This is a genomic window from Streptomyces sp. NPDC012888 (assembly GCF_042900645.1).
In the GTDB taxonomy this organism is placed as follows: domain Bacteria; phylum Actinomycetota; class Actinomycetes; order Streptomycetales; family Streptomycetaceae; genus Streptomyces.
In genome coordinates this window covers 62,715-87,646 of the sequence record NZ_JBIBBM010000023.1, presented here as the reverse complement: position 1 = coordinate 87,646, position 24,932 = coordinate 62,715, and the positions used below count along the sequence as shown (strand labels likewise).

Sequence of the window (24,932 nt, the reverse complement as noted above, 5' to 3'; positions counted from 1 at the left end):
AAGGCCATCGCGAAGCGACGCGACGAAGGAGCGCCCTTGACAGGGCGGACGGCCCCGGAAGGACGATGGGACGGACGGGCAACCACCCCGACGCACCCAACGCCCCCGGTCCAGTGGGCCCGGCCACCCCCACCCCCGCCCCGGATCCGGACCCCGCCCGAGCGGGCCCACCCGCCCCACCCCCGCTCACCGTCCGGTTCGGTCGGACGTGGGCGCAGACACGGGTCCCGGCCCAGGCCCAGGCCCGGTCCCAGGCCCGGCCCCAGGCCCGGCCCCCGGCCCCGCCGCCGGTTCGGCGCTCGTGCCGGTTCGGGCGGTGGGGTGGGTGGACGTGCCGCGGGTGGCCAGGATGGTGAGGGCGGCGGCCAGGGTGAGGGCGGCGCCCGTCAGGGGCGCCGCGGCGACGGCTATGCCGTCGACCATCAGGCCGCCCGTGACGGCGCCGGTGGCGATGGCCAGGTTGAACATGGCGACCATGACGGAGGAGGCCGCCTCGTGGGCCTCGGGCGCGGCCGTGTTCATCCAGTTCTGCACGCTGACCGATACCCCGCCGTACACCAGCCCCCAGGCGACGAGCAGGACGCCCCCCGCCGCCGGGTGCGCGACGAGGGCGATCAGGGTGAGGATCACCGGGAGCACCAGGCCTGTCACCAGCAGGGCGCGGCGGGCCGGCCGGGCGCCTGCCAGGAAGTTGCCGGCGACGCCGGCCGCGCCGTAGCCGAGGAGCAGGGTGCTGATGAGGGCGGTGTCCACGCCGGAGATGCCGGTGAGGACGGGCCGGACGAAGGTGTACGCGGCGAACTGGCCGGTGACGACGAGGAAGGTGACGATGACGCCCGTCCGGACGGCCGGGTTGGTGCGCAGCAGGGCCGGCAGTTCGGCGAAGCGCACGGACTGCCGGGCGGGCAGCGGCGGGAGCAGCAGGACGAGGGCGGCGAGGGAGAGCAGGCCGAGGGCGCCCACGGCGGCGAAGGCGGTGCGCCAGTCGTGGAGTTCGCCGATCAGGGTGCCGGCGGGTACGCCGACGACGGAGGCCGTGGCGACTCCGGCGACGATGACGGAGGTGGCGCGGGCGACGTGGCGTTCGGGTACCAGCCGCAGGGCGAGGCCGCCGGCTACGGCCCAGAACCCGCCGACGCCGACGCCGACGAGGACCCGTGCGGCGAGGACCACGGTGAAGTCGGGGGCCAGGGCCGCGGCGAGGTTCGCGGCGGCCACCAGGGCGATGAGTACGCAGAGGACCGACCGGCGGTCCAGGCGGCCGGTGCCGACGGTGACCAGGGGTGCGCACGCCGCGGCGACGAGGCCGGGCACGGTCACCATGAGGCCCGCAGTGCCGTCCGAGACGCCCAGTTCGTCGCCGACCGGCGTCAGCAGGCCGACGGGGAGCAGTTCGGAGGTCATCAGGCAGAAGATGCCCAGGGAGACGGCCAGGACGGCGGACCACGCCCGCAGCGGCGACGCGGGTGTGCCGGGCCCGGGTGTGCCGGGCGGGGGCGGGGTGGGGTGCGGGGACGCGTCGGGGTGGGGCATGGGGCACTCCGTACGTACGTGCTGACTGGCGGCGGGGCGGACACCGGCGGGCCGGCGTCGGCGAACAGACGTTCCCGTGCCCTTTCTACCGGTGGGCATGCCGGAATCGGACCCCCGTCTCCCATGCTGGTCACGGGGCCGCGCGGTGCCCGGTTTCCGGTTCACCGATTCCGGTTTCCGGCCGTCCGGTCGCCCGGGTCCGGTCGCCGTCCGGTCGCCGGGCGTCCGGCCCGTTTCGATCGGCCGGATCCCGTGTCATCCCCAGGCGTGACCGAACGGGGGTGAACCGCCGCGGTTGCGGCATGGTGGGGCGATGGAGTTGCCCCGGGCGGTCCGCCTGTCCCTGACCCTCGCCGCCGTCCTGGCCGGTGCGGGGTGTGTCACCGTCGGCGCGCAGCAAGCCGGCCCGGCGAGCCCGGTGGGCTCGCCCGGCTCGCCGGCCCCGGTGCCCGTGCCGGTGCCTTCGCCGGTGGCCGAGCGGCCTGGTGCCGCGGCGCCGGGGGCCGCGGGGGTGGTGCTGCCGTTGGGGCGGCTGCCGGAGCCTGCGGAGCCGGCGCGGCGGCCGCCGGCGGTGGAAGCGGGGCCGGGTCCCGTACGGCAGGGGCAGGCGGCCGCCCCGCGCAAGCCGCGTACCCGCAAGCCGGGGGCGGCCCGCCCGTTCCGGCGGCCGGCCGTGCCGGCGCCGGGGCAGCGGCAGGGGCAGGGGAAGGGGCCGGGTCAGGCGTACGGCATGGATGACGTGTGCGCGGCCGCGGACGGCATGGTGCCGCCGTCGGTGGTGGACCTGTGCGTGGGGCAGTACGGACGCTGAGCGTGCGGCAGTACGGACGCTGACCCGTAAGCCCGGCCTCAGTGTCCGGGGGTCGTGGCAGCGGCCGCGGCCGGGCGGACGCGACGCAGGGCGCTGCGGGCGTTCCGGGCGGTGCGCCGCCATTCGGCCGGGGAGACGCGGGCGCGCTGGCCGCCGCTGGTGATCAGGGCGTTGACCGGGGTCATCGGGTCGCCCGCCATGGCTTTGGCGAGGAGCACGCCGAGGACCAGCGGGACCAGGGCCACGGCCAGGGCCTGGCCGGCGACGGTGACCTGCTGCAGGCGCGGGGACCGGGCGGCCGCGGCGGCAGCGGCTGCGTCACCGGCCGCGGCGGCGGCTGCGGTTACGGTTACGGCCACTGCGGCGGCGGCTGCGGTTGCGTCGGCGTCGGCGTGCGGGTTCATGGGTCCATTCGAGCAGCGCCGGGCGGCCGGGGAATCGGTGTGGGTACTCAGGGAGTTCGGACCGACGTACTCAGGTCGCGGGCGGATCGGGTGAGGTGGTGCGGATGCGGAGTGGCGGGGGCGGCGGTGTCGCAGGCGGTGTTGCCGGTGGTGCGCCGTTCGAGGCGGCGACGGGTGACGGCCCGGAGCCCGTGGACGCCGGGCTCCGGCAGGAGGAGGTGCGGACCGCGTTCGCCGGGCTGCTCCAGATCCGCCGGGTGACGGGGGCGGAGGGTCCGGCCGTGTGGGAGCGGGAGCAACCGTTGCGGGCGGTGTCCCTGGCGCTGGAGGCGTCCGGCGTTCCACCGTCCGCGGTGGATCCGGAGACCGGTCGGCGGACCGCCGCGGGTTACCGCACCGGCCCCGGGGAGGCGCCGGGGCTGGTGCGGGTGACCTGGGCCGGCCCGCCGGGCAGCCGGGCCCCGGTGGAGGAGGCGGAGCGGCTGGCCGGGTGTGCGGACGTACTGGAGGGGCTGGGCTGGCAGGCCCTGCTCTACCGGGGGCCGGGGCGCCGCCGGTTCCTGGAGGTGGAGCCGCCGCCGGGCGGGGCTTCCCTCTGACCCGTCAGGTGGTGCGGGGCGGGGACCGGGAAGCGGAGGGGGCGGAGGGCGTTGGCGACACGACCGGTGTGGAGCCCTCGTGGACCGGAACGGCCCGGCCGACGGCCGCAGCGCACGGGACGGACTCCGCGATGCCCATGTGGGCGTCCTGCTCCGGCGGGTGCGGGCCCATGAGACCGGGGTCCCGGCCTCGGCCCCATCCCACCCCGCCCCCGGTGACGGCCGGTCGCCGCCGCACCGCCCGTCCGTAGTCTTGCCCCATGACGATGCACAGGACCGTTCAAGTGAATGTCGACGCGATGCTGGAGGACCTCAGGACGCTGGTCGAGGTCGAGTCCCCGTCGCGTGACCTCGACGCCCTGGCGGTGTCGGCCAAGGCGGTCGCGGCCGTCATCGAGGGCCGGCTGGGCGGGCGGGCCTCGGTGGTGGAGAGCGCGGCGGGTCCGCACGTGCACTGGTCGGGCGGTGGCGAGCCCCGGGTGCTGTTCCTGGGCCACCACGACACGGTGTTCCCGCTGGGGACGCTGGAGCGGCGCCCGTTCCGGGTCGAGGACGGGCACGCGACCGGGCCCGGGGTCTTCGACATGCTGGGCGGCCTGGTGCAGGCGGTGCACGGGCTGGCCGCGCTGGAGGACCGGTCGGGCGTCGAGATCCTGGTGACCGCCGACGAGGAGGTCGGCTCCCACGGGTCGCGGGCGCTCATCGAGGAGCGGGCCCTGGCCTGTGGCGCCGTCCTCGTGTTCGAGGGGGCGGCGGACGGCGGGGCGCTGAAGACCGGCCGCAAGGGCTGCGGGACCTTCGAGGTGCGGATCACCGGGCGGGCGTCGCACGCCGGCCTCGAACCGGAGGCGGGGATCAACGCGCTGGTCGAGGCGGCGCACCAGGTGCTGGACATCGCCGCGTTGGCCCGGCCCGAGGTCGGGACGACCGTGACGCCGACGGTGGCCTCGGCCGGGACCCTGGACAACGTGGTTCCCGCGGAGGCCGTGGTGGTGGTGGACGTCCGGGTGGAGTCGGCCGCGGAGAAGGAGCGGGTCGAGGCGGCCTTCGCGGGTCTGACCCCGCACCTGCCCGGGGCGGTGGTCACCGTACGGGGTGGCGTGGGCCGGCCGCCGATGCCGGAGTCGGCTTCGGACGGGCTCTTCGCGCTCGCCCGGCGGCTGCTTCCCGGCATCGAGGGCCGGGCGGTCGGCGGCGGCAGCGACGGCAACTTCACCGCCGCGCTGGGCGTGCCGACCCTGGACGGCCTGGGCGCGGTCGGGGGCGGGGCGCACGCCGACCACGAGTACCTGGTCGTCTCGTCCATGGCGGAACGGGCGGCCCTGGTCGCCGGCCTGGTCGAGGCGATCCGCGACGGGTCGTAGGTCAGCGGGCCGGCCTGGCGCGGCCGCGGCGGCCGGGGCGGCCGCGGCCGGTGGCGTGGGCCAGGAGGGCCCCGAGCGGGTAGGCGGCGAGGGTCGTCGCCCAGGCGAGCGGGTCGGGGGCGGGCCAGGACCACAGGACCTTACCGGCGTGGTCCAGGGCTGCCGTCACGGCGACCCCGGCGGCGGTCAGGACCGCTGAGGCCGCCGGTCCGCGGCCCCCGGCCCGCAGTGCCCAGCCGAGGCCGTGGCCGAGGGCCAGCGACAGCAGGGCGGCGAAGGTGTGCGCGAAGGGGCCGGCGTCGGAGGCGACGGCCGCGGTGAGGAAGCCGGTGAAACCGGCGGCCGCGGCCGCGGCGACCGGCAGGAGGCGGTCCCGGAGGTCGGCCGTGAGGACGTCGGGGGTGCGGTCGGGGCGGGCCAGGGCGGCGACCAGGCCGGTGCCGAGGAGCATCAGCGCGGCGGCCACCAGCCAGCCGGCGGGCCACAGGCCGGCGAAGCCGTCCGGGTCGGGTTCGTGCGTGAGGTGGGAGACGAGCAGGAGGGCGGCCGGGGTGCCGCCGACGGCCGCCATCGTCGTGCCGGGGCGGGCGGTGTACCGGCCCGTGGCGAGGGCCAGGACCGTCAGGGCCAGGACGAACAGGGTGAGCCCCCACCAGGTGTGGCCGCTGGTCAGGGTGTCGGAGCCGGGCTCCACGGGGACGTTCGAGCGGGGGTCCCAGGGCAGCAGGAGCAGGAAGGCGCCGGCCGCGAGGAGCGCGGCGGGGACGGCCACCAGGGCCGCGGACTTGGTTCCGTTCATGGTTCCGGTATCTCCGCTGAAGGGGTCGGGGACGCGGGCGGATCGTGGACACGGCACGGGCGGGTACGGCGGCGGGGGGGGGGGGGGGGGGGCGGGCCCGGGGGGGGGGGGGGGGGGGGGGGGGGGGGGGGGCGCCACGCCCGGGCCGCCCCCCCCCCCCCCCCCCCGGGGGTGTCGGGCTTCGGTGTCAGGCCCTGGTCATATCAGGCCTTGGTCCTGTCAGGCCCTGGTCCTGTTCCGCGAGCGGTCTAGTAGGGCTTGAAGAAGGAGCTGTCGCCCCACTTGTGGACCGCGTACCAGAATCCGTAGGCGGCGCCGTTGCAGGTCTTCTCCGTCACGTACCACTTCGGCTCGCAGATCCGCTTGTTCATGTCGTACTTGAAGCGGGAGTCGATCCGGTCCTTGTTGGCGCGGGTCCGACGGTTCTGCTTGCGGTAGTTGCGGTATCCGAAGTCGTGGCGGGCGCAGGGCCAGTAGAACTCGCTGCTGTAGTAGACGACCGCCGCGCTGATGTAGGCGAACCACGGGGCGGAGCAGCCGTCGTCCTTCCAGACGAGGTCGCTGCGGCGGCGGCTGCTGCGCTTCTCGTCCCGGAAGGCCCACAGGCCGCGGTCGAAGAGCCAGTAGTCGGTGGCCGACCGGACCGAGCCGCTCGGCGAGCCGTACGCGGTGACCGCGAAGGACGAGACCGCGAGCGGGGTGGCGCCGCATCCGGGGCACTGGGCGAGCTGGCTGCCCGCGCCGGCCACGTCCTGGCCGCCGATCTGGCCGGCGAGGGCGGCGCCCGAGGCGAGCGGGCCGGTGGCGTCCTGGACGAACATCGCGCCGGTGCCGGGGCTGTACAGGATCTGGGAGGAGTCGCTGGCCTCGTTCAGCTCGATGGTGACCGAGCCGTCCGGGTCGATGGCGGCGACGCCGTTCAGGTCGTCGACCTCGGTGATCAGGGTGCGGGTGACGCCGCTGCCGCCCTTGGTCCAGACGAGCTGGTCGCGGTCGTCGTAGTGGAAGGTCTGGGTGTCGGTGGTCGCCCAGGTTCCCGCGGTGTCGGTCTCGATGACGGCGCCGCGCTTGCGGCCGGCCGGGTCGAGGGTCCAGGTCTGCCGGCGGTCACCGGCGGTCTGGCGCTGCAGCTGGTCGTTGGCGTAGTACGCCGAGGTCAGTCCGTCGGGGCTGGCGGTGAGGCGGCCGCGGCCGTCGTAGACGTAGCCGGTGTCGACGATCCGTCCGGCGGAGTCGTAGGAGTGCTGGGCGGCGGTGCCGGTCGAGGTGGGGCAGCCGGTCTCGGTGTTGCCGGTCGCGGAGGCCTCGCTGGTGCGGCTGCCGTTGGCGTTGTACGTGTAGGTGTACAGGCCGCAGGCGCCCGAGCCGTCCTGGGACTCGCTGGCGGACTTCACGAGCCGGCCCGCGGCGTCGTAGGTGTGGTTCTCCACGGTCAGGCCGGAGCGGTCGAGCAGCTGGCCGTGGACCGAGGTGGAGCCGGCGCTGGCGAAGAAGGGCTCGCTCTGGCCGTCCAGGGTGTAGGAGCGGGCGACGGTCTCGCCGTTGGGGGCGTTGGTCTGCCGCATGGTGACCCCGCCGGGCAGGGTCTGCTGGACCGTCTTGCCGTCGGCGTCGTAGACGCTGGTGAAGACGCCGGCGACGGAGTCGGTCACCTTGGTCGCCAGGCCGCGGGGCTCGGCGGTGGTGTCGTACTCGTAGGAGATGGTGAAGGGCGCGGAGCTGACCGTCTTCACGGTGCGGTTCAGCGCGTCGTACTCGGTGGTGGTGGTGGCCCCGTCGGCGTCCGTGTAGGTGGACACGCGGCCGAGGGCGTCGTAGGTGGTGGTCAGGGTGCCGTCGTCGGTGGAGGTCTTGTGGACCTTGCCGGTCTCCGGGTCGTACGTGGTGGTGCTGGTCTTCACCGCCGCGCCGGCGTTGCCGGTGGTCGCGGTGGACACGACGCGGCCCGCGGCGTCGTGGGTGGTGGTCGTGGTGCGGGTGACGCCGTTCGCGGTCTCGGTGCGCTTGGCGACCTGGCCGTGCCGGTCGTACTCGGTGACCACGGTCGGGAGTTCGTCGGGGTTGCCGTTGGTGCCGGTGATCTTGGCCGCGGGTGCGGTCTTGCACACCAGGTCGGCCCATTCGGGGCGGCCCGAGCAGTCGCCGGTCCCGCCGGCGGTCCAGTAGAGGAGCTCGCTGGTCGAGGCGTCCGAGCCGCTGGAGGCGGGTGTGGTCGCCTTGACCGGGCGGCCCGCCGCGTCGTACGCGGTGGTGCGGGTCAGCGCGAGGGCGCCGGGGTCGTCGGTCTGGGCGGTGGGCAGGCCCTTGACCCAGTCGTACGCGGTGCTGTTGGTGCGGATCTCGGACTCGGCGTAGCCCGGGACCTGGACGCCGACCGCCTTCTTGGTCGCGAGGTGGCTGACCTTGGCGCTGCCGTCGGTGGGCCGGCCCTCGTCGTAGGTGGTGCGGGTGTGCTCGCGGGCCGGGACCTCGCTGCCGGCGGCGACGGCCGGGAGGGTGCCGGTGGCGGGCAGGCCCGCCGCGAGACCGGTCAGCTTCAGCGGTCCGAGGGCGTCGGTCTCGCTGACGCCGTCGGCGCTGAACACGCTGATGGAGGAGAGCTGGTCGGCGCGCTCGGCGGTGCCCAGGACGGAGATGTTCAGGGCGTCGAGGGTGTGCGCCGCGTTGGGCGAGGTCCCCAGGGCCAGGGCCCGGTTGGCCGCGGTCAGCGAGCGGATCTCGTTGCCGTGGGCGTCGTACTCGGTGGTGGAGACGTGTCCGCCGGGCTGCGCGGTGTTGACCTGGCGGCCGGAGGCGTTGGTGTAGGTGATCGCGGCCCGCCGGTAGTCGGCGGCCGTGAGCTGGTCGCCGCTGTGGGCGGCCGGCACCTGGTCGGCGGGGAAGACGGCGGTGGCGTCGGTCGGGACGTCGCTCTGGCTCCAGGCCGCGATGTCGGAGGCGCCCATGGCGTACGGGGCCTTGGCTCCGGTGAGCGGGACGTCGTAGACGATGCCGGTGGCGGCGGTGCCGCTGGTCTCCGTCTTGGAACCCGGGGTCAGGGTCGGGCGGGAGGCCTTGACGAGCATGCCCTCGCCGGCGACCGCGGAGGCTCCGGCCTTGGCGTAGGCGAAGGTCCAGGGCAGCTCACCGGGCGTGGTCTGCTTGGTGACGCGGCCGGCGGAGTCGTACTCGTACTGGGTCTTCAGCGCCGGGCTCACCCGGGGGTCCCACATCTCGCGCAGGCGGCCGTCCTTGTCGTAGCGGTACGACACGACGTCGGTCGCGGTGGCCGCGGCGGCGCCGGGGTCGGTGGCCCAGAGGCGGACGGCGGAGACGCGGCCGGCGTAGTCGCCGAGCTGGGTGTCGGCCGCGGTGGTGGTGCCGGCGTAGACGTACTCCAGGACGCGGCAGCCCTTGGTGGACGGGGTCGCGGCGCAGAGGTCGATGGCGGCGGCGGTGGTGCGGGCGACGAGGTACTTGGGCCGCGAGACCTGCTTGCCGTTCTCCGTGACGACCGTGGAGATCAGCATGGTGCTGGGGTTGGCCGGGTCGTCGGTGGGCCGGGCGGTGCCGGAGAGCTGCCAGGCGGTGGTGCCGGCGGGCTTGGTGAAGGTGCTGGTGACGCCCTTGGTGTCCTTCAGCGCGTAGCTGCCGTCGGCCTTCTTGGTGAGGACGAGGCCCTCGGCACCGGGTTCGGGCTTGTAGCCGCCGCCGGTGGTGGCGGTGAAGCCGGTCTGCTTGCCCTCGCCGTCGGTGACGGTGACGAGGCCGGCTCCGGCCTCGTGGACCGTGGACCAGTTGCTGCCGGTGGCGGCGTGCTCGGTGCCGTGGGTCCACTGCGGGCCGAAGATGGCGGCCTGGCCGGACTGCGCGGCGCCCTGGGCGGGCCGGCGGGAGGAGGCGGTGCGGGTGACGGACATGCCGAACACGGTGGTGTCGGTCGCGCCGAGGACGTAGTCGCCGGTGAGGGCGTTGACGCTGCCGGGTCCGACGGGGAGTTCGGGGGCGGCGCCGGCCGCGCGGTCGACGGTGACGGTGTTCGCCGGGGAGTAGTCGGTGGAGCTGCCGTCGGTGAGGACCGCGCGGACGTCGACCGGGCCGTCCTGGGCGAGGGTGGTGGTGATGTTCCAGCTCAGCTCGGGCACTACGCCGCCCGTGACGGCGACCGGCCAGGCTGCCGGGGTGGAGCCGTCGGACGCCCTGCGCACGTCGGCGACGGGGACGTCCTTCCAGGTGTCGGTCTCGCCGCGGCGGTACTGGTAGCGCACTCCGGTGTCGCCGGGCTTGCCCTGGGCCAGCAGGGTGGTGCGGCTGGCGGGGCGGTCGCCCTCGGCGGGGGCGAGGAGGGCCGCGCCGGTGCCGGCGTAGAAGGTGTAGGTGACGTCGGCGGAGACGTTGCCGGCGGCGTCACGGCTGTGGACGGTGACGGTGTGCTTGCCGGCGCGGAAGGTCAGGGACTTGGTGACCGCGGCGCCGGTGGTGGTGGCGGTGGTCCAGGCGCCCGAGTCGAGCTTGTACTGGATGTCCTTCACGTCGCTGGTGGGCGGGGTGAAGGTGAAGCTGCCGGTGAAGTCGCCGTTGGCGTTGGGGGTTCCGGACCACTGGCCGGCCGGGAAGGCCGTGGAGCCGACGGCGGTCGTGCCGGGCTTGGTGGTGTCGACGGTGAAGGTCTGCCAGGCGGACCAGGTGCCGTGCCAGGTGTTGCCGTCGTAGACGGCGGCGCGCCACTTGTAGCTGCCGGGGGCGAGCGCGGTGGTCGGGGTCCAGGGTGCGTTGGCGCCGGAGGCCGTGAAGGCGGACTTGCCGGTCATCAGCGCGGCGGTGCCGGTCGGCGTCCAGATCTCGTAGCTGAGCTGGACGGTGTTGCCGTCCGGGTCGGTGGCCTTGCCGGTCAGGGTCGGGGTGGTGTCGTTGGTGGACGTGCCCGACAGCGGGGAGACCGCGGTGGCCAGGCCCGGCTTGGTGTTGTACGTGACCGTCAGGGAGGGCTCGGACGCCGAGTTGTGGGAGCCGTCGACGTAGTTGGCGGAGCGGTAGCGGCGCCAGGTCAGCGGGTCGGACTCGTCGGCGGAGGCCACGCGCAGGCCGTGGTTGGGCTGGCCGTCGGCCCAGGCCTGGGCGATGGCGTCGACCTCCCAGGTGGAGTGGCCGGCCGGGCAGCTGGAGTTGTAGCCCTTCGCGTCCTTGTTCAGGGCGGCGCCGGCGGTGGTGGCGCCGGGCTGGTTCGACCAGGTGATGGCCGAGGGGTCCCAGGCTGCGGTGACGCGGCGCACCTGCACGCCGGCGTTGGCGGTGTTGCAGGTGGAGCTGTAGTAGGAGTACATGCGCAGCTTGGCGTCGAGGACCTGCTTGCCCTTGTACTTGTCGACGTTGAACTGCAGGAAGGAGCGGGCCTTCTCGTTGCCGTCGTACGTGCCCGCCTTGAGCTCGGTGGAGCCGCGCTGCGAGGTCAGGTAGTCGTCGTACTGGATCCAGGTGTCGGTGACCGGGCCCATCAGGGAGTCCGTCGGGTCGATCGTCACCGGGTACTTGACGTTGGGGTCGTTGAGGAAGGCCTGGCTGGGCTTGAGGACGAGGACCTGCTTGCCGTCCTTGCCCTTCTCGATCTCGACCTCGACGGGAGCGATCTTCTCGGGTTCGCCGGAGGCCTTGTCGACCGTGGCGCCCCACATGACGGGGGCGGGCGCGGTGGCCTTGGCCTTGTTCTGCTTGTCGTCCCAGCTGAGCCGCTTGTCGGCGGTCTCCTTGAGGGTGAGGCCCTCGGCTTCGACGGGGAGGCGGTACTCGACCGGGCCCTTGGGGCGCTCGTGCAGGACGACGTTGTGGGTGAAGCCCTCCTTGAGGGCGGTGACGACGAGGTCGCCGCCCGGGACGGCGCCCGGGTACGTCGCGGTGGGGCCGTCGAGCTTGGGCTTGGGCAGGTCGCCCTCCCAGGCCACGCCGACGGAGTGCTTGCCCTTGTCGACGGAGGCGAGCTTCTCGCCCTTGCCGCCGTCGGAGAGTTCGACGTCGGCGGCCGCCTGCTTGGGCTGGATGACGCCGTCCTCGGCGACGAGGGTCATGTCGATGGGCTGCCAGTCGCCCCGCTCGTCCTTGGCGCGGACGGCGCCGGTGAAGGACTCGACGGTGGTGGTGCCGTCGGCGTTGGCGAAGGTGCTGGTGGAGTCCGTGCGCTCGGAGAGGATCTCGATCCGGCGCTTCTGCACCCGGGCCATCAGGCGGGCGGAGGCCTCGTTCTCGGCCTCTGCGGGGCCGAGGACCTGCGGCTTGGGCTTCGCCGCGGGGGCGGTCCTGGCCGGCGGCTTGGCCTGGGGCGCGGTGGCGAAGGCGATGCCGGTGTCGGCGACCATCAGGACGGCGATCGCGGCGGCCTGCCACATGAGCCGGCGGCGGTTGTCGGGGAGCGCTCTGCGCTCGACCTCTTCCGCCATCTCTGGCTTCTCGGATATTTCAGACATGGAAGGGCGTCCTCTTGACGGGGGGTGAAGTTGCTGAAGCGAATGTGATGCGCAGGATGTTCGGGGGTGGGTCCTGGGGGGGGGGGGGGGGGGGGGGGGCCGGCCCGGGCCCCCCCCCCCCCCCCCCCAGGACTCGCTGTTACTGCCAGCCCATGGAGGCGGTGCCCGCGGTGGGCTGTCCGGCCGCGGCGGGCGAGGCGCCGGCGCCGGGGGCGCCGGCTTGTGCCGCCGGGGAGAGGAGGGCGAGTGCGAGGCCGGCGGCCGCGGCGGCCAGGAGGGTGGGCGGTCGGAGCATCGGGGGGTCCTCAGGGGGGTGGGTCGGAGCAGGGACGGGGTTACGGCTGGAACCGGCCGGCAGGCGCCCCGCGGTGGCGCCCCGCCTTCGTTTCCCGGGCCGGTCGTCCCGGCCGCTGATCACTAGTTTTCGTATCCGGACCAGGGGTCGGAAGGGGTTCCGGGTGACCGGAAGCGGTCGTGACCGGAAGCGTCCGGGTCGGCCGCGGAAGCGGCCGCGAACTCGAAGAACGGCGTGATCAGCGGGACATGGGCACCGGCCAGGCTCCAGCCGCGCAGCGCGGGGAGGAGGGCGGTGGCGCGCAGCCCGATGGACCGGGCGGTGCCCTCGGCTTCGGCCAGCGAGCCGGCGATCAGATAGAGCCCGAGGACGGGGTGGGGGTTGCCGTCGGGGTGGTCCACGACGTGTTCGAGGCGCTCGCCGGGGAGAGCCAGGGCCCGGAGCCGGGCGGGGAGTTGGGGGTCGAGGGTCGCGCCGGGCGGCGGCCGCAGCGCGAGGTGCACGAGGTACATGCGTACAAGACTGCAAATACCGGGGGAAGCGGAGCCAGTGCCACCCGGGACCGGTTCCGGTACTGACCGGAACCGTCCAGCCTTTTGTTCCGTCAGGTTTTGGCCAGGAACTCGTGGTTGCTGTAGAAGATCAGCCACACGTGTTTCACAGGGGGATGACATGCTCACCACACTCGGATTGGATCCGGCCGCGGAATCGGTCTACCGGTCCATGCTGCGCCGGCCCGAGGCCGACGTCGCCGAGCTCGCCCGGGACTGCGCGCTGCCCGAGGAGGAGGTGCGCGCCGTCCTCGGACGGCTGAGCGGCCTCGCCCTGGTCCGGCCCTCCCACGTCGGTGACGGCACGATGCGAGCGGTCTCCCCCGACGTCGGCATGGAGCTGCTGATGGTCCGCCAGCAGGCGGAGATCGCGGCCCACCAGCAGCGGCTGGAGGCCTCGCGGGCGGCCGCGGCCCAGCTCATCGCCGAGTACGCCGACCTGCGCCCGGCGCAGCCGAGCCCGGGCGTGGAGCAGCTGATCGGCCTGGACGCGATCCGCGACCGGCTCGCCCGGCTCACCCGGGAGGTCCGGGATGAGGTCCTCAGCCTGGCGCCGGGCGGCGCCCAGACGGCGGACAACCTCGCCGCCGCGCGCCCGCTGGACGGCGAACTCCTCGGCCGGGGCGTGGTCATGCGCACGATCTACCTCTCCAGCGTCCGCAACGACCGGCCGACCGTCGACTACGCCGACTGGCTCACCGCCCGCGGCGGCCAGGTCCGCACGCTGACCACCCTGCCCACGCGCATGATCATCGCCGACCGCGCCACCGCCGTGATCCCGGTCAGCAGCGCGGACTCGGCCGCGGGGGCCGTCGTCCTGACCGGCCAGGGCACGCTGGACGCGCTGTGCGCGCTCTTCGACGGCCTGTGGGCCGCCGCCCAGCCCCTCGGGAGCGCCCCCGCGGCCGCCCCGGACCGGGGCACGGGGGGTGCCCTGGACGCCCGGGACGAGCTGGGCCCCCAGGAGCAGGCGGTGCTCGCCTTCCTGGCGGAGGGTCACACGGACGACTCCATCGGCAAACGCCTGGGCGTCTCCTCGCGGACGGCCCGCCGCATGGCCAACGACCTGATGGACCGCCTCGGCGCCCGCAGCCGCTTCGAGGCCGGGGCCCGCGCGGTGCAGCGCGGCTGGCTCCCCATGCCCGACTGAGGCCCCGCCGGCCCCCGGTCACCGCCCGGCCCCGCCCGCCGCGTCCAGCCCCGCCGGCGATTGAGGCGCGGGGTCCGGGGCAGAGCCCCGTGAGCCCGGGCGGAGCCCCGGCCGCGCAGCCACGGCCCCGCCCGAGCCCGCTCGAACGCCGCTCGGGCTGCAAAGCCCGGCCCCGGTCACGCCGCCGGGCGGCACCCCGCCCGGGCGCACCCGGCCCCGCGCCCGGTCGGTGCGCGGGGCGCGGGGGCGGGGACGGTCAGGGGGCGAACGTGAGGGTCAGGCGGGGTGTGGCTTCGCCCGACGCCGCTTCGGAGGACCACAGCCACAGCGCGTCCGACCCGCTGCCGGTCAGCGCCAGGTCGTACGTGCCGCCCAGCGCCGCCGCCACCGCGGCCGTGTCCAGCCCCGTCGTGTGCACCGCCGAGCCGTCCGGGATGCCCGGGTACGCGCCCAGCGCGGGCCCGCCGAGTGCCGGCCGGTTCGCGTACGTGGCGCCCGCCTCGGTCCAGGCCCCGGTGACCGGCACCACGGACACCGTGTCGGCGGTCCCGGCCCCGCCCAGCGTGCTGGTCTTCACGCTCAGCGTCGCCGACTTCAGGACCGTCCCCGCCGGCGCGGCCGGCAGGGCGAAGCGCAGGTAGGAGGCGTACAGCGGGTTCCCGCGGACCGCGAGGGAGCCGGAGGAGCCGAAGTTGGCTTCCGGCGCCCCGGCGTTGGCGTACGTGTCCTCGGCCGCCGTGACCTGCACCACCGACGGGGCCGGGGCCTTGGCCAGGTCGTAGTGGGCCTTCACCTGGGCCGCCGTCAGCACGGTCGGGTAGACGGCCGTCTCGTCGAGCTGCCCGGCGAAGAACTCGCTGGTGGGCCGCTCGGGCCAGCCGCCCAGGCTGTCGCCGCCGGCCCGCCAGTACCCCGCGAAGTTCTCGTGCGTGGTGACGGCGAGGGTGCCCTTCTGCACCCCGTCCACGTACAGCACCATGCCGGACGGCCCCTGGGTGGCGACGACGTGGTGCCACTTGCCGTCGTTGTAGCGTTCGGTGCCACCCGTGGTGATGGTGCGGGTGGCTCCGGTGTAGACGCCGAACACCAGCCGGCCGTCGTTGGTCATGTAGAGGTGCTTGTCGTACTGGCTGCTGCCGCGTTCCTGGTTGTTGCCGAAGCCGAACAGCTTGCCGCCGCGGGTGGTGCCCGTCCTGACCCAGGTCTCCAGGGTGTACGCGCCGCCGACCGTGGTCCGCCGGTCGCCGTACACCTTGCTCCTGGTGCCGTCGAAGCCGATCGCGGTGCTCGCCCCGGTCACGGCTCCCGGCGTCTGCCGCAGGGCGGGCGCGTCGTGGTGGACGCCGCTGGTGTCGCCGCCGTCCGAGGAGTCGGCGACGAACGGCAGGACGGACTCGTCCCAGCGCCAGTACAGGCGGGCGCCGTCCGCGCGGACCCGGTCCGGGTAGGCCTCCGGGGCCGTGGGGACGGTCACCGTGGCGGTGGCGGACAGGGCACTGGTGTTGCCGGCCCCGTCGGTGGCCGTCACCCGGTAGGTGTACGTCTGGCCGGGCGTGACCGAGGTGTCCGTCCAGGAGGCCTGCGGCCGCAGGAAGAACAGCGAGTCGGCGGTGACGGTGGCCACCGGGGCGGCGGCCCCGTTGCGGTGGACGCGGTAGGTCAGGCGGCTGTCGTCGAGGTCGAGGCTGGTGCGCCAGCGCACCTGCACCTGTCCGGGCCGGAAGCTGACGGCGCTGGCGACGGGGGTGGTGGGCGCGCCGGTGTCGCCGGTGGAGGCGAACCGGGTGAGGCTCTGCTGGGGCGCCCCGTTGACGGTGGTGAACTCGCCGCCCACCCACAGGTATTGGACGCCGCCCTTGGAGCCGATCGACATGACGCGAGGGCCGATGCCCTCGCCGATGCCGTCGTTGGTGTCCGGCGCCCAGCCGAGCTTGCCGACGCTGGTGGTGGGCTGGGCGAGCAGGTGGTACCGGCGGCCGTCGGGGAACTCGCCGACGCTGGAGCAGTCGTGGGCGTGCGAGGCGCTGTAGAGGACGTTCTGGTGGGGCAGGACGGCCTGGGTGGCGCCGAGGCAGGTGTCGCGCCAGCGCTGGCCGAAGTCGGCCAGGTTCAGGGCGATCCGGCCGTCGAAGACGCCGCCGCCGGTGCCCTCGTTGGCGGTGTAGAAGCCGGTGGCGTCGGTCGCGATGTCCTTGACCACCGAGTTGGTCTCGATGAAGCCGGGGTAGGCCTTGGTGACCGCGCCGCTGGTGGCGTCGACCACGGCCAGCGCGTGCGAGCTGGTGCCGTTGACGGTGAAGAAGTCACCGCCGAGCAGCACCTTGCCGCCGTCGGGGGTGACCTCCACGGCGCGGCCGGGTTCGTCGGCGTCGGCGGTGAAGGGGCGCAGGGCGCCGTCGGCGGCGGCGACTGCGGCGAACCGCTGGCGCGGCTGGCCCGCGACGGTGAGGAAGTCGCCGCCGGCGTAGACGGTGTCCTGGGTGACGGCGAGGGCGCGGACGGTCGCGGCGAACGCGGGCCGGAAGGTGGCCTTCGGGGTGCAGGTGGCCACGTCGATCGCGGCGAGGCTGCTCACCGGCACGCCGTTGACGGCGCCGAAGTAGCCGCCCGCGTAGAGGGTCTTCTCGTCCGGGGAGAGGGCGAGGGCCCGCACGGTCGCGGTGCCGCTGCCGATGGTGAAGGAGAGTCTGCAGGCGGTGGGCGCGCCGGTGGCGGCGTCGAGGGCGGTGAAGTTGACCGCGGACTGTTCGCTGCCGCCCGATCCGGCGGGCGGCCGTACGGTGGAGAAGGTGCCGCCGGCGAAGACGGTGCCGCCCGTCTCGGCGAGGGCCCAGACGACGCCGTTGGGCTGCCAGGTGGGCAGCGGGTCCGCGGTGAAGGCCACCGGCGGTGTGATGGCCGCGGCCTCGGGCGCGGTGCCGGGCGCGAGGCCGGCCGCCGCGCCGGCCACGGTGAGGGCGAGGGCGGCCGTCAGCCACCTGGTTCTGCGCATGTTCCCCCCAGTCGCAGTGGTACGCCCGTACGCGCGCCGTACGCCCGTACGCGGCATCCGTACGGGCGCACAATAGGCCCACCGGCCGGTTCCGGCATCCGACTCGCGCTTTTTGCCCCTGCGGGGGCCCGTCCGCCGGGGCCCGGGCGATGCGGCGGTGTCCGGGGAGGGGCTTCTTCCGCGTTTGCGTGGACACTGGAGGGACCGGGGGGCCCTGATCGGAGGCCGTCGTGAGCACACCTTCCCCCATACGCATCGCCGCCGTCCTGTCGACCGAGCACCGCGGGCGGCTGATGGGCCTCGCCCGTCAGGTGAACTTCCCCGAGGGCGCCCGGATCTTCGACGAGGGCGCGCGGGCGGAGTCGTTCTGGATCGTCCGCTCCGGCACCGTGAACCTGGAGCTGCCGGTGCCCGGCCGCCGTCCGGCCGTGATCGAGAGCCTGGGAACCGGCGAACTGGTGGGCTGGTCCTGGCTGTTCCCGCCGTACGTGTGGCAGCTGGCCGCGGAGGCGATGACCCCGGTCCGGGCGTACGAGTTCGACGCGACCCAGGTCCGGCTGATGATGGACGCCGACCCGGCGTTCGGGTCCGCGGTGGGCCACTGGGTGGGCCGGGTGCTGGCCCACCGCCTGCACCAGACGCGGACCCGGCTGCTCGACCTCTACCTCCCTCACGCGGGGTACCGCGCCGCGCTGTAGGGGGTGCCGGGCGGGTTTCCGGGCCGTTTCGGGCACCGCCCTTCGGCCGAATACCCGTGCGACTGCGCCGCAGGTGGGCGGCCCGCCACGGCTGCACGCTGCACACATTCCGTCACCAGGAGTGACGCATTCTCGTGCCGTCGTGCGGCGATCGGGCCCCGGGTGAGCAAGACTCCTGTCCGCTATCCGGCACCACCGAGGGAGGAGCGTTCGCAATGCGATCCATCATCAGGGGTCTTGGGCTGGCGGCCACCGCCATGACGCTGACCGCCGCCGCCGCACTGGCCGGGTCCGGGCCTGCGGGTGCCGCCCCGGCCGCGCCGGCCGGGACGGCGAGCCTGTACGCCCCGTCGGCCCTGGTCCTGTCCGTCACGGCCGGGGAGGATCCCGCGCAGGGCACGGCGCTGCGGGCGGTGACCCTGGTCTGCGCGCCGCGGCCCGCGGGGACGCACCCGGACCCGGCCGCGGCCTGCGCCGAACTCCGGGCACAGGAGGCCGAGTTCGATGCGATCACGGCGGGCGGTTCGGAACAGCCCTGTACCCGCGAGTGGGACCCGGTGTCGGTGACCGCCGTCGGGGTCTGGGAGGGCCGCCGGATCGGCTACGAGCACACCTTCGGCAACCAGTGCGGCTTCCGCCACGGCAGCGGAGCGGTGTTCTCGTTCTGACCCGCGGAACCGGCGGTGGACCACCGGACCCCCGGCGCGGGCCGGCGGGACGGGGCGGACGGAACCTGGCGGCCGCCCGCCCGTCCCGCCGTACTCCGCGCGCGGGGGTCCCGGTCAGCCGAGTTCGAGGCTGGTCACGCCGTAGAGCCCGGCGAGGTCCAGCTCGGGCGCCGGACCGGTGTACATCCGGGCGGCCTCGAAACCGGGGGTGAGGCCGAGCGCGTCCATCAGGGCGGTGGCCGCGGGGTTGGCGTCCGGTACGTCCACGGCGACGGCCCCGCCCGGGGCCTGCGCCGCGAGCCGGCGGGCCAGCGCGGACGCGAGCGCGGGCGTCCCCGCGTACAGGGGTCCGATGCGCCACGGCCCGCCGCACGGCCGGATCACCCCGAGGCCTTCGATCCGGCCGTCGCGGACGGCCGCGATGCCGATCCGGCCGGGCAGGCCGGTCCAGGCGGACAGGAAGGCGTCGCGGGCCTCGGGGAAGAACCGCCGGTCGTAGGCGGCGAGCAGGGGGAAGGGCAGGGAGGCGGCGTCGACGAACCGGGTCCCGGCCGGGTCGCCGTCCAGGACCGCCGGGAGGTCCGCGGCCCTCGGGGTCCCGTCGGGCACACCTTCGTAGCGGACGTTGTTCCAGGCGTGGACGAACCCGGACCTGCGGTAGTTGTCCTGCTGTTCCACCACCCCGTCGAGCCCGACCAGCCGGCCTTCGAGACGGTCCGTGCCGGCCCGCCACAGGCTGATGCCGTGGCCGCGGCCGCGGACGTCGGGACGGGCGATGTAGAAGCCGATGAACCCGAAGCCGGTGCCGTAGCGGACGGCCGAGATGCACGCGACCGGCTCGCCGTCCAGGCGGCCGATGAGGAAGCCGCGCGGGTCGGCCACGGCGAAGGCGAAGCGGTCGCTCTCCCCCGGGTTCCAGCCCTCGGCGTCCGCCCAGGCGCGCATGGTCTCCATGTCGGCGCCACTGGCGCCGCCGATCTCGAGTGCCGTCATGCGCGGTGTTGTACCAGACGCCCCGCCGCGGCCCGGCCGGTTCCGGCCGGTTCCGGCCGCCCGCGGGAGCCGGCCGCCACGGCCCGCCGTACCGCTCCGGGACGCCCGGCGCGCCCTCCGCCGTCGAGGGAACACCGGATCGGGTGCTCCGTGACGGTTCGCCCGAATGGACCCCGTTGCCGCGAGGCATGATGTCGGCGCGTGGCTCCCGCGAGGGGCGGGGGCGGTACGGACGGCAGGGAGGCGCGGTGCTCGTCGAGGCGCGTACGGCGTGGCAGGTCGCGGCGGTGTTCTACGGGCTGGCCATGGTCGGCGGCGCGGGCCCGGGGGTGGCCGCCGCGTTACTGGTGCCGCTGCCCTGGCTGCTCGCCGGGGCGCTGGGCCTGCTCGCCGGGGTGGCCGGGACGCTGGCGCTGGCGGTCCGGCTGGCCTCGGCCGCGGGCGGCTCGGGGCGTGAGGTGCCGGCGGTGGTGGGGGCGGTGCTGGTGGCCTGGGCGGGGACGGCGGCCCTGCTCTTCGTGGCCGCGTGAGCGCGACCGGCGGAGGTGGAAGGTGAGTGAGTGGGCGGGCGGGCGGCCGAGGCGGTAAAGCGTTCGCCCCGCCGGGTGGGACCTGCGTAGGGTCCCGGCATGGGAAAGCCGCTTGTCGCACTGCTGACCGGGGCCGGGATCTCCACGGACTCCGGCATCCCCGACTACCGGGGCCCGAACGGGCTGTGGCGCCGTGATCCGGGCGCCGAGAAGCTCGTCACCTACGACGCCTACATGGCCGATCCGGAGGTCCGGCGGCGTTCCTGGCTGATGCGGGCCGAGATCGGCGCCCTGGACGCCCGGCCCAACGCGGCGCACCTGGCCGTGGCCGAGCTGGAGCGGGGCGGGACGCCGGTACGCGTGCTCACCCAGAACGTGGACGGCCTGCACCAGCTGGCCGGCCTGCCCGATCGCAAGGTCATCGAGCTGCACGGCACCGCGCGGGAGGTGACGTGCACCCGCTGCCATGCGCGGTCCGCCATGGCGGAGGCGCTGAGCCGGGTCGCCGGCGGCGAGCCCGATCCGGCCTGCCGGGTCTGCGGCGGCGTCCTGAAGGCGGCCACCGTGATGTTCGGCGAGCGGCTGGACCCGGAGGTGCTGGGCCGGGCGATGGCGGTGGCCAAGGGCTGCGAGGTGTTCGTCGCGGTGGGCACGACGCTCCAGGTGCAGCCCGCCGCGGCGCTGGCCGGCATCGCCGTGGAGCACGGGGCCCGGCTGATCATCGTCAACGCGGAGGAGACGCCGTACGACCCCCTCGCCGAGGAGGTCGTGCGCGAGCCCATCGGAACCGCGCTCCCGGCGCTGCTGCGCCGCATCGCCGCGGACGCCCCCCGGGCCTGAGGCCGACCGTCGGACCCGGGGGGGCACAGGGGCCGCACGGCGGGGTTACTCCGTGCCGTCGGCGGCGCGCCGCAGCGCCGCCGCGTCCAGCTTCTTCATGGTCATCATCGCCCGCGTGGCGCGGGCCGCCCGCTGGGGGTCCGGGTCGGTGACCGCCTCGATCACTCCCGGCGGGATGACCTGCCAGGACACCCCGAACGGGTCCTTGACCCAGCCGCAGGCGACCTCCTGGCCGCCGTCACGGGTGAGCGCGTCCCAGTAGTGGTCGGCCTCCGCCTCGTCGGCGCAGTGGATCTGGAAGGAGATCGCCTCGTTGAAGGTGAACTCCGGGCCGCCGTTCAGGGCCACGAACCTCTGGCCGTTGATCTCGAACTCGACGGTCATGACCGAGCCGGGCCGGCCGGGGCCGGCCTCGGTGTAGCGGGCGGTCCTGCCCCGGCTGCCGTTGGCGAAGACCGACAGGTAGTAGTCGGCCGCGTCCTCGGCCCGGCCGTCGAACCACAGACACGTGGTCAAACCGTCGCTGTTCATCTCTGCCTCCGGGTGTGCGGGGTGGTGCCTCTCCCCCGTACAGACCGGTCCCGGGTCCCGGACTCATCGGTGGATCCGGGACCGGTTCCGGGAGGCGTCCGGACGGGCTACTTCCCGCCGAGCATCCGGTCGACGACCCTGGCGGCGGCGTCACCGCGGTCGAGGTCGGCGAACGTGGCGCGGAAGGCCTCGCGGGCGGCCGCGTACTCGGCGCCGACGGCGTCCGCGTTCCGGACCGCCTCGATCAGGGCGGCGGAGTCGGAGATCAGCGGGCCGGGGGCCTTCTCCTCCAGGTCGAAGGTGAAGCCGCGCAGGGTGTCGCGGTAGTAGGCCAGGTCGTAGGTGAACAGCAGGATCGGCTTGCCGGTGAGCGCGAAGTCGCACATCACCGAGGAGTAGTCGCTGATCAGCACGTCCGCCACGAGCAGCAGGTCGGCGGTGTCCGGCCAGCGCGACACGTCCTTGACGAAGCCGTCGCGCACGGCGTCGCGGACCTGCTCGGTGACCCGGTAGTGGCCGCGGACCAGCAGGACGTGGTCCTCGCCGAGCTCGCGCCGGGCGGCGTCCAGGTCGATCCGGAGGTCCAGCTTGTAGCCGCCGCTCCAGCCCTCGCGGTTCTCGCGCCAGGTCGGGGCGTACAGGACCACCTTCTTGCCCTCGGGCAGGCCCAGCCGCCGGCGGACCTCGGCGGCCCGCTCCTCGTCCTGCCCGACGAGGACGTCGGTGCGGGGGCTGCCCGCCTCCAGGACCTCGCCGTCGTAGCCGAGGGCGCGCTTGAGCACGGGGGTGGCGAAGCTGCTCGGCGAGACGAGCAGGGTCCACTGGGCGCTGTCGTGCTGCAGGGCCTGGAGCACCCGGGGGCTGGTGTAGTAGTCGTGGTTGAAGTCGTGGCCGATCTTCTTCAGCGGGGTGCCGTGCCAGGTCTGGACGACGGTCTGGCCCTCGCGGCGCCGGAACCAGGCGGGGACGCTGTCGTTGGTGACGAAGTACCGGGCGCGGGCCAGCAGTTCGCGGGCCTCCTGGCTGCGGTACTGGACGGCGCGGGCGGTCGGCGGGACCTCGGCGCGGCCGTCGTTGACCAGCCACACGTGTTCCAGCTTCTCGCCGCGGCGGAGCAGTTCGCGGTGGACGGCGAGCGGGGAGTCTCCGGCGCCGTTGCCCTGGAAGGCGGAGTAGACGACCACGTCGCGCAGGGGCGCGGTGCGCAGCTGCGGGTAGGTCTCGTCGCGCATCTCGCGCTGCCGGTACGCGGCCCGGTCGTGCGGGGTGAGCAGCGGGTCGGCGACCAGGACCATGCGGTCGTGGAAGCGCGACTCGACGCGCATGCGGCGGCCGCCGACGGTGGCCTCGACGGGACCGGATCCCAGTGCGGGGGCGGCCATCTGGACGGGGGCGCCGCGGTCGACGCCGAGCAGGCCGGCGGTGGTGCCGCCCTGGGCGACCGGGCGGAGGGTGGGCCACCAGCGGCCCTCGGGAAGGGTGGTGTGCCCGGCGAAGTGCTCGGGCAGGACCGGCTTGAAGACGGCTTCGAACCGGCCGTCGGCGGTGTCGACGGGGTAGCTGTACTCCTCGCCGCGCCAGTTGTGCAGGACGAGCTCGTACTCCTCGTCGGCGGCCGGCTTGTGGAAGGTGCCGCGGAGGGTGAAGACGCCGTCCTTGGCACAGGCGTGCTCGACCAGCGGCGGGGAGGGCTGGGTGCTGAAGTGCAGGAAGCCGACGGCGGTGCGCTTGACGTAGACGGCCCGGCCGGTGGTGTCGCCGGGGTACGGCAGGACGAGGCCGGTGAAGCCGCCGCGTTCGTCGTGGGCGAGGTCCAGGCGGGAGCCGTCGCCCTGCTCGACGCAGAGGCTCCAGGCCTCGGGCGCCCAGTGGCCGGGCTGGACCTCGCGGTCCGGTACGGCGGCCAGGTCGGCGAGCGCGACCCGGGCGGTGAAGGGGAGGCGGCCGCCGGCGGCGCGGGTGCCGGTCTCCAGGGGGAGCCGCAGGACGGTGCCGGTGGTGGCGTGTTCGGCGCGCAGGACGGCGCCTTCGCCCGGGTCCCGGGCGAGTTCGCCGGAGACCTCGAAGGCGTCCGGGCCGAGGGGCTTGACGTCCAGTACGCGGGCCTTGACGTTCTCCACCTTCAGGGAGAGGACGCCGCCGGCGGTGGAGGGGACGATGCGGACGTCGTCGTCGACCCAGTGCGCGGGCGGGGCCTGGGCGCTGTCGTGCTCGCCGCCCTTGAGCCGGGCCTGGTAGGGGATCGCGACGTCCTTCACCACGATCGAGGCGTTCCAGACGCCGTCCTGCCACTGGCCGGCCTGCTGGAGGGTGGTGGGGTCGAACACGGCGGTGAACCCGGCCCAGTCGGCGTGCCGGAGGGCGAGGTGCGGGTGGGTGGCGCTGATCACCGGGTTGGCGACCGTGCGGGCGCCAACGACCACCTTGCGGCGGTTGCCCTTCTCACGGAAGACGAGCTTCTTGCGGGAGCGCAGCCGGCTCTCGGCGCCGAGCTGGCCGGGGAAGCCCCAGCCGCGGAGGAGGAGTTTGCCGTCGGCCCACCTGACCGTGTCGAGGCCGCTGACGAGGTGGCGCTCCTTGCGGCCCACCGCGAGCAGGGCGGGCGGGACCGGCGGGCGGCCCTGCAGGAACGGGTAGTTGGCCTGCGGGCGGGCGAGGCCCTTGATCGGGATGCTCCAGTTGTACTTCTCCTGGTGCTCCAGCAGGGCGATGAAGTCCTCGACCCGGCCCTCGCGGGCGAAGTAGGCCTTGAGCCGGTCGCCGACGGTGAGGTCGGCCCAGGGCTTGGTGCCGATCTCGCGGACCAGGCCGCCGACGTCCTTGACGAAGGCGGCGCGGAAGTCCTCGCCGCCCTCGGGGACGTACTTGTAGATCAGCGGGAGTTCCTCGACGAGGACGTTGTGGTCGTACTCGCGGAGGAACTTGGCGTAGCGCTCGCCGCCCTTGCTCTTGAGGGCCTCGCGGACGAGGCGGACCGAGGTGACGCGGTCGGTGAGCGAGACGGGGTCGGTGGAGCGCTGGGTGATGGAGCGCTCGCCGGTCTCGCGGACCCGCCAGTGGTAGACGACGTCGCTGAGGATGTCGACGCTCTCGGCGAAGTAGTGGGCCGGGATGCTGACGGGGGCGTCCTCGTAGAGGATGCCCTCGGGGTACTGGAAGCCGTGCTCGTCCCAGAAGGTGCGCCGGTAGACCTTGTTCCAGGCGGTGCGGTCGGTGACGAGCGGCGCGAACGAGGAGATGTGGGTCTTGAGCCGGGTCCTGGCGAAGGGCACCTTGTGGCCCCAGGACTGGTTCATGCCCACGGAGCGGAAGCGCAGGACGTTGCCGGCGACGAAGTCGGAGCCGGTGCCGTCCAGGGTGTCGATCATCAGCTGGTAGGCGTTGTCCGGCATGGTGTCGTCACTGTCGACGAAGGCCAGGTACTCGCTGTCCGGGGAGATGTGCCGGGCGCCGGCGTTGCGGGCGGCGCCGAGGCCGGCGTTCTCCTGCATGACCAGGCGGAAGCGCTTGTCCTTCGCGGCGAAGGCCTTGGCTATGACGGCGCTGGAGTCGGTGGAGCCGTCGTCGACCATGACGACCTCGAAGTCGCTGAACGTCTGGGCGGCCAGGGAGTCCAGGCACTCGTCGAGGTAGAGCTCGACGTTGTAGACGGGGACGACGATGCTCAGGCGCGGTGACATGGGGTTGCGGTTCTCCAGCGGTATTTCCCAGGCAATGATCAGCTAATGGCAACATCT

Annotated in this window: 18 protein-coding genes; 8 read left to right on the top strand and 10 right to left on the bottom strand. The window is 74.4% G+C overall.

Annotated features, from left to right (window positions below; genetic code table 11):
- Positions 1 to 186 precede the first annotated feature (186 nt).
- Entirely contained in the window at positions 187 to 1,533 is a 1,347-nt protein-coding gene (locus tag ACFY61_RS31000; protein ID WP_389477557.1) for an MFS transporter, read from the bottom strand.
- A gap of 313 nt (positions 1,534 to 1,846) precedes the next feature.
- On the opposite strand from ACFY61_RS31000, the gene ACFY61_RS30995 reads away from it, so the two are divergent.
- Positions 1,847 to 2,344: a hypothetical protein gene (locus ACFY61_RS30995; protein WP_389477555.1), complete on the top strand. Its 498-nt coding sequence runs from the start codon at positions 1,847 to 1,849 to the stop codon at positions 2,342 to 2,344.
- A gap of 38 nt (positions 2,345 to 2,382) precedes the next feature.
- On the opposite strand, the gene ACFY61_RS30990 is transcribed toward ACFY61_RS30995, so the two are convergent.
- Positions 2,383 to 2,748: a hypothetical protein gene (locus ACFY61_RS30990; protein WP_389477553.1), complete on the bottom strand. Its 366-nt coding sequence runs from the start codon at positions 2,746 to 2,748 to the stop codon at positions 2,383 to 2,385.
- A 104-nt stretch (positions 2,749 to 2,852) separates the two neighbouring features.
- On the opposite strand from ACFY61_RS30990, the gene ACFY61_RS30985 reads away from it, so the two are divergent.
- Both ACFY61_RS30985 and ACFY61_RS30980 read left to right on the top strand, forming a co-directional pair.
- Positions 2,853 to 3,347: a hypothetical protein gene (locus ACFY61_RS30985; protein WP_389477551.1), complete on the top strand. Its 495-nt coding sequence runs from the start codon at positions 2,853 to 2,855 to the stop codon at positions 3,345 to 3,347.
- A gap of 260 nt (positions 3,348 to 3,607) precedes the next feature.
- Entirely contained in the window at positions 3,608 to 4,711 is a 1,104-nt protein-coding gene (locus tag ACFY61_RS30980; RefSeq protein WP_389477549.1) for a M20 family metallopeptidase, read from the top strand.
- Position 4,712: 1 nt separating this feature from the next.
- Here ACFY61_RS30980 and ACFY61_RS30975 read toward each other — a convergent pair whose 3' ends face one another.
- The 4 genes from ACFY61_RS30975 to ACFY61_RS30960 form a co-directional block, all read right to left on the bottom strand.
- Entirely contained in the window at positions 4,713 to 5,510 is a 798-nt protein-coding gene (locus tag ACFY61_RS30975; protein ID WP_389477543.1) for a hypothetical protein, read from the bottom strand.
- 248 nt (positions 5,511 to 5,758) lie between these two features.
- Positions 5,759 to 11,947 (bottom strand): phospholipase A2, encoded by a 6,189-nt coding sequence (locus ACFY61_RS30970; protein WP_389477541.1) that lies wholly within the window; start codon positions 11,945 to 11,947, stop codon positions 5,759 to 5,761.
- A gap of 139 nt (positions 11,948 to 12,086) precedes the next feature.
- Entirely contained in the window at positions 12,087 to 12,242 is a 156-nt protein-coding gene (locus tag ACFY61_RS30965; protein WP_389477539.1) for a hypothetical protein, read from the bottom strand.
- 122 nt (positions 12,243 to 12,364) lie between these two features.
- Entirely contained in the window at positions 12,365 to 12,754 is a 390-nt protein-coding gene (locus tag ACFY61_RS30960; RefSeq protein WP_389477537.1) for a hypothetical protein, read from the bottom strand.
- Between the two features lie 160 nt (positions 12,755 to 12,914).
- On the opposite strand from ACFY61_RS30960, the gene ACFY61_RS30955 reads away from it, so the two are divergent.
- The gene (locus ACFY61_RS30955; RefSeq protein ID WP_389477535.1) at positions 12,915 to 13,943 is read left to right on the top strand and encodes a LuxR C-terminal-related transcriptional regulator; all 1,029 of its coding nucleotides are present in this window, start codon (positions 12,915 to 12,917) and stop codon (positions 13,941 to 13,943) included.
- Between the two features lie 256 nt (positions 13,944 to 14,199).
- Here the strand turns inward: ACFY61_RS30955 and ACFY61_RS30950 are convergent, their stop codons facing one another.
- A complete protein-coding gene (locus ACFY61_RS30950; RefSeq protein ID WP_389477533.1) occupies positions 14,200 to 16,935 on the bottom strand; it encodes a LamG-like jellyroll fold domain-containing protein in 2,736 nt (911 codons plus the stop codon).
- 230 nt (positions 16,936 to 17,165) lie between these two features.
- Here ACFY61_RS30950 and ACFY61_RS30945 point away from each other — a divergent pair, with 230 nt between their 5' ends.
- Both ACFY61_RS30945 and ACFY61_RS30940 read left to right on the top strand, forming a co-directional pair.
- A complete protein-coding gene (locus ACFY61_RS30945) occupies positions 17,166 to 17,633 on the top strand; it encodes a Crp/Fnr family transcriptional regulator (RefSeq protein ID WP_389477531.1) in 468 nt (155 codons plus the stop codon).
- A 215-nt stretch (positions 17,634 to 17,848) separates the two neighbouring features.
- Positions 17,849 to 18,301, top strand: coding sequence for a subtilase-type protease inhibitor (locus ACFY61_RS30940; protein WP_389477529.1), 453 nt, complete (start codon positions 17,849 to 17,851; stop codon positions 18,299 to 18,301).
- 114 nt (positions 18,302 to 18,415) lie between these two features.
- On the opposite strand, the gene ACFY61_RS30935 is transcribed toward ACFY61_RS30940, so the two are convergent.
- Positions 18,416 to 19,294, bottom strand: a complete 879-nt coding sequence (locus ACFY61_RS30935; protein WP_389477527.1) for a GNAT family N-acetyltransferase — start codon at positions 19,292 to 19,294, stop codon at positions 18,416 to 18,418.
- Between the two features lie 248 nt (positions 19,295 to 19,542).
- Between ACFY61_RS30935 and ACFY61_RS30930 the strand changes: the two genes are divergently transcribed.
- Together ACFY61_RS30930 and ACFY61_RS30925 are read left to right on the top strand one after the other, a co-directional pair.
- On the top strand, positions 19,543 to 19,824 hold the full coding sequence (locus ACFY61_RS30930; RefSeq protein WP_389477525.1) for a hypothetical protein: 282 nt from the start codon (positions 19,543 to 19,545) through the stop codon (positions 19,822 to 19,824).
- 99 nt (positions 19,825 to 19,923) lie between these two features.
- The gene (locus tag ACFY61_RS30925) at positions 19,924 to 20,664 is read left to right on the top strand and encodes an NAD-dependent deacetylase (protein WP_389477523.1); all 741 of its coding nucleotides are present in this window, start codon (positions 19,924 to 19,926) and stop codon (positions 20,662 to 20,664) included.
- A gap of 45 nt (positions 20,665 to 20,709) precedes the next feature.
- On the opposite strand, the gene ACFY61_RS30920 is transcribed toward ACFY61_RS30925, so the two are convergent.
- Positions 20,710 to 21,195, bottom strand: coding sequence for a VOC family protein (locus ACFY61_RS30920; protein WP_389477521.1), 486 nt, complete (start codon positions 21,193 to 21,195; stop codon positions 20,710 to 20,712).
- 107 nt (positions 21,196 to 21,302) lie between these two features.
- Entirely contained in the window at positions 21,303 to 24,875 is a 3,573-nt protein-coding gene (locus tag ACFY61_RS30915; protein ID WP_389477519.1) for a CDP-glycerol glycerophosphotransferase family protein, read from the bottom strand.
- Between the last annotated feature and the right edge of the window lie 57 nt (positions 24,876 to 24,932).

Bases quoted from the DNA above. Each gene is read 5' to 3' on its own strand.
- ACFY61_RS30950 (WP_389477533.1), bottom strand. From the start codon at position 16,935: ATGCGCAGAACCAGGTGGCTGACGGCCGCCCTCGCCCTCACCGTGGCC.
- ACFY61_RS30990 (WP_389477553.1), bottom strand. From the start codon at position 2,748: ATGAACCCGCACGCCGACGCCGACGCAACCGCAGCCGCCGCCGCAGTG.
- ACFY61_RS30960 (WP_389477537.1), bottom strand. From the start codon at position 12,754: ATGTACCTCGTGCACCTCGCGCTGCGGCCGCCGCCCGGCGCGACCCTC.
- ACFY61_RS31000 (WP_389477557.1), bottom strand. From the start codon at position 1,533: ATGCCCCACCCCGACGCGTCCCCGCACCCCACCCCGCCCCCGCCCGGC.
- ACFY61_RS30940 (WP_389477529.1), top strand. From the start codon at position 17,849: ATGCGATCCATCATCAGGGGTCTTGGGCTGGCGGCCACCGCCATGACG.
- ACFY61_RS30985 (WP_389477551.1), top strand. From the start codon at position 2,853: ATGCGGAGTGGCGGGGGCGGCGGTGTCGCAGGCGGTGTTGCCGGTGGT.
- ACFY61_RS30995 (WP_389477555.1), top strand. From the start codon at position 1,847: ATGGAGTTGCCCCGGGCGGTCCGCCTGTCCCTGACCCTCGCCGCCGTC.
- ACFY61_RS30970 (WP_389477541.1), bottom strand. From the start codon at position 11,947: ATGTCTGAAATATCCGAGAAGCCAGAGATGGCGGAAGAGGTCGAGCGC.
- ACFY61_RS30935 (WP_389477527.1), bottom strand. From the start codon at position 19,294: ATGACGGCACTCGAGATCGGCGGCGCCAGTGGCGCCGACATGGAGACC.
- ACFY61_RS30920 (WP_389477521.1), bottom strand. From the start codon at position 21,195: ATGAACAGCGACGGTTTGACCACGTGTCTGTGGTTCGACGGCCGGGCC.
- ACFY61_RS30915 (WP_389477519.1), bottom strand. From the start codon at position 24,875: ATGTCACCGCGCCTGAGCATCGTCGTCCCCGTCTACAACGTCGAGCTC.
- ACFY61_RS30980 (WP_389477549.1), top strand. From the start codon at position 3,608: ATGACGATGCACAGGACCGTTCAAGTGAATGTCGACGCGATGCTGGAG.
- ACFY61_RS30925 (WP_389477523.1), top strand. From the start codon at position 19,924: ATGGGAAAGCCGCTTGTCGCACTGCTGACCGGGGCCGGGATCTCCACG.
- ACFY61_RS30955 (WP_389477535.1), top strand. From the start codon at position 12,915: ATGCTCACCACACTCGGATTGGATCCGGCCGCGGAATCGGTCTACCGG.
- ACFY61_RS30965 (WP_389477539.1), bottom strand. From the start codon at position 12,242: ATGCTCCGACCGCCCACCCTCCTGGCCGCCGCGGCCGCCGGCCTCGCA.
- ACFY61_RS30975 (WP_389477543.1), bottom strand. From the start codon at position 5,510: ATGAACGGAACCAAGTCCGCGGCCCTGGTGGCCGTCCCCGCCGCGCTC.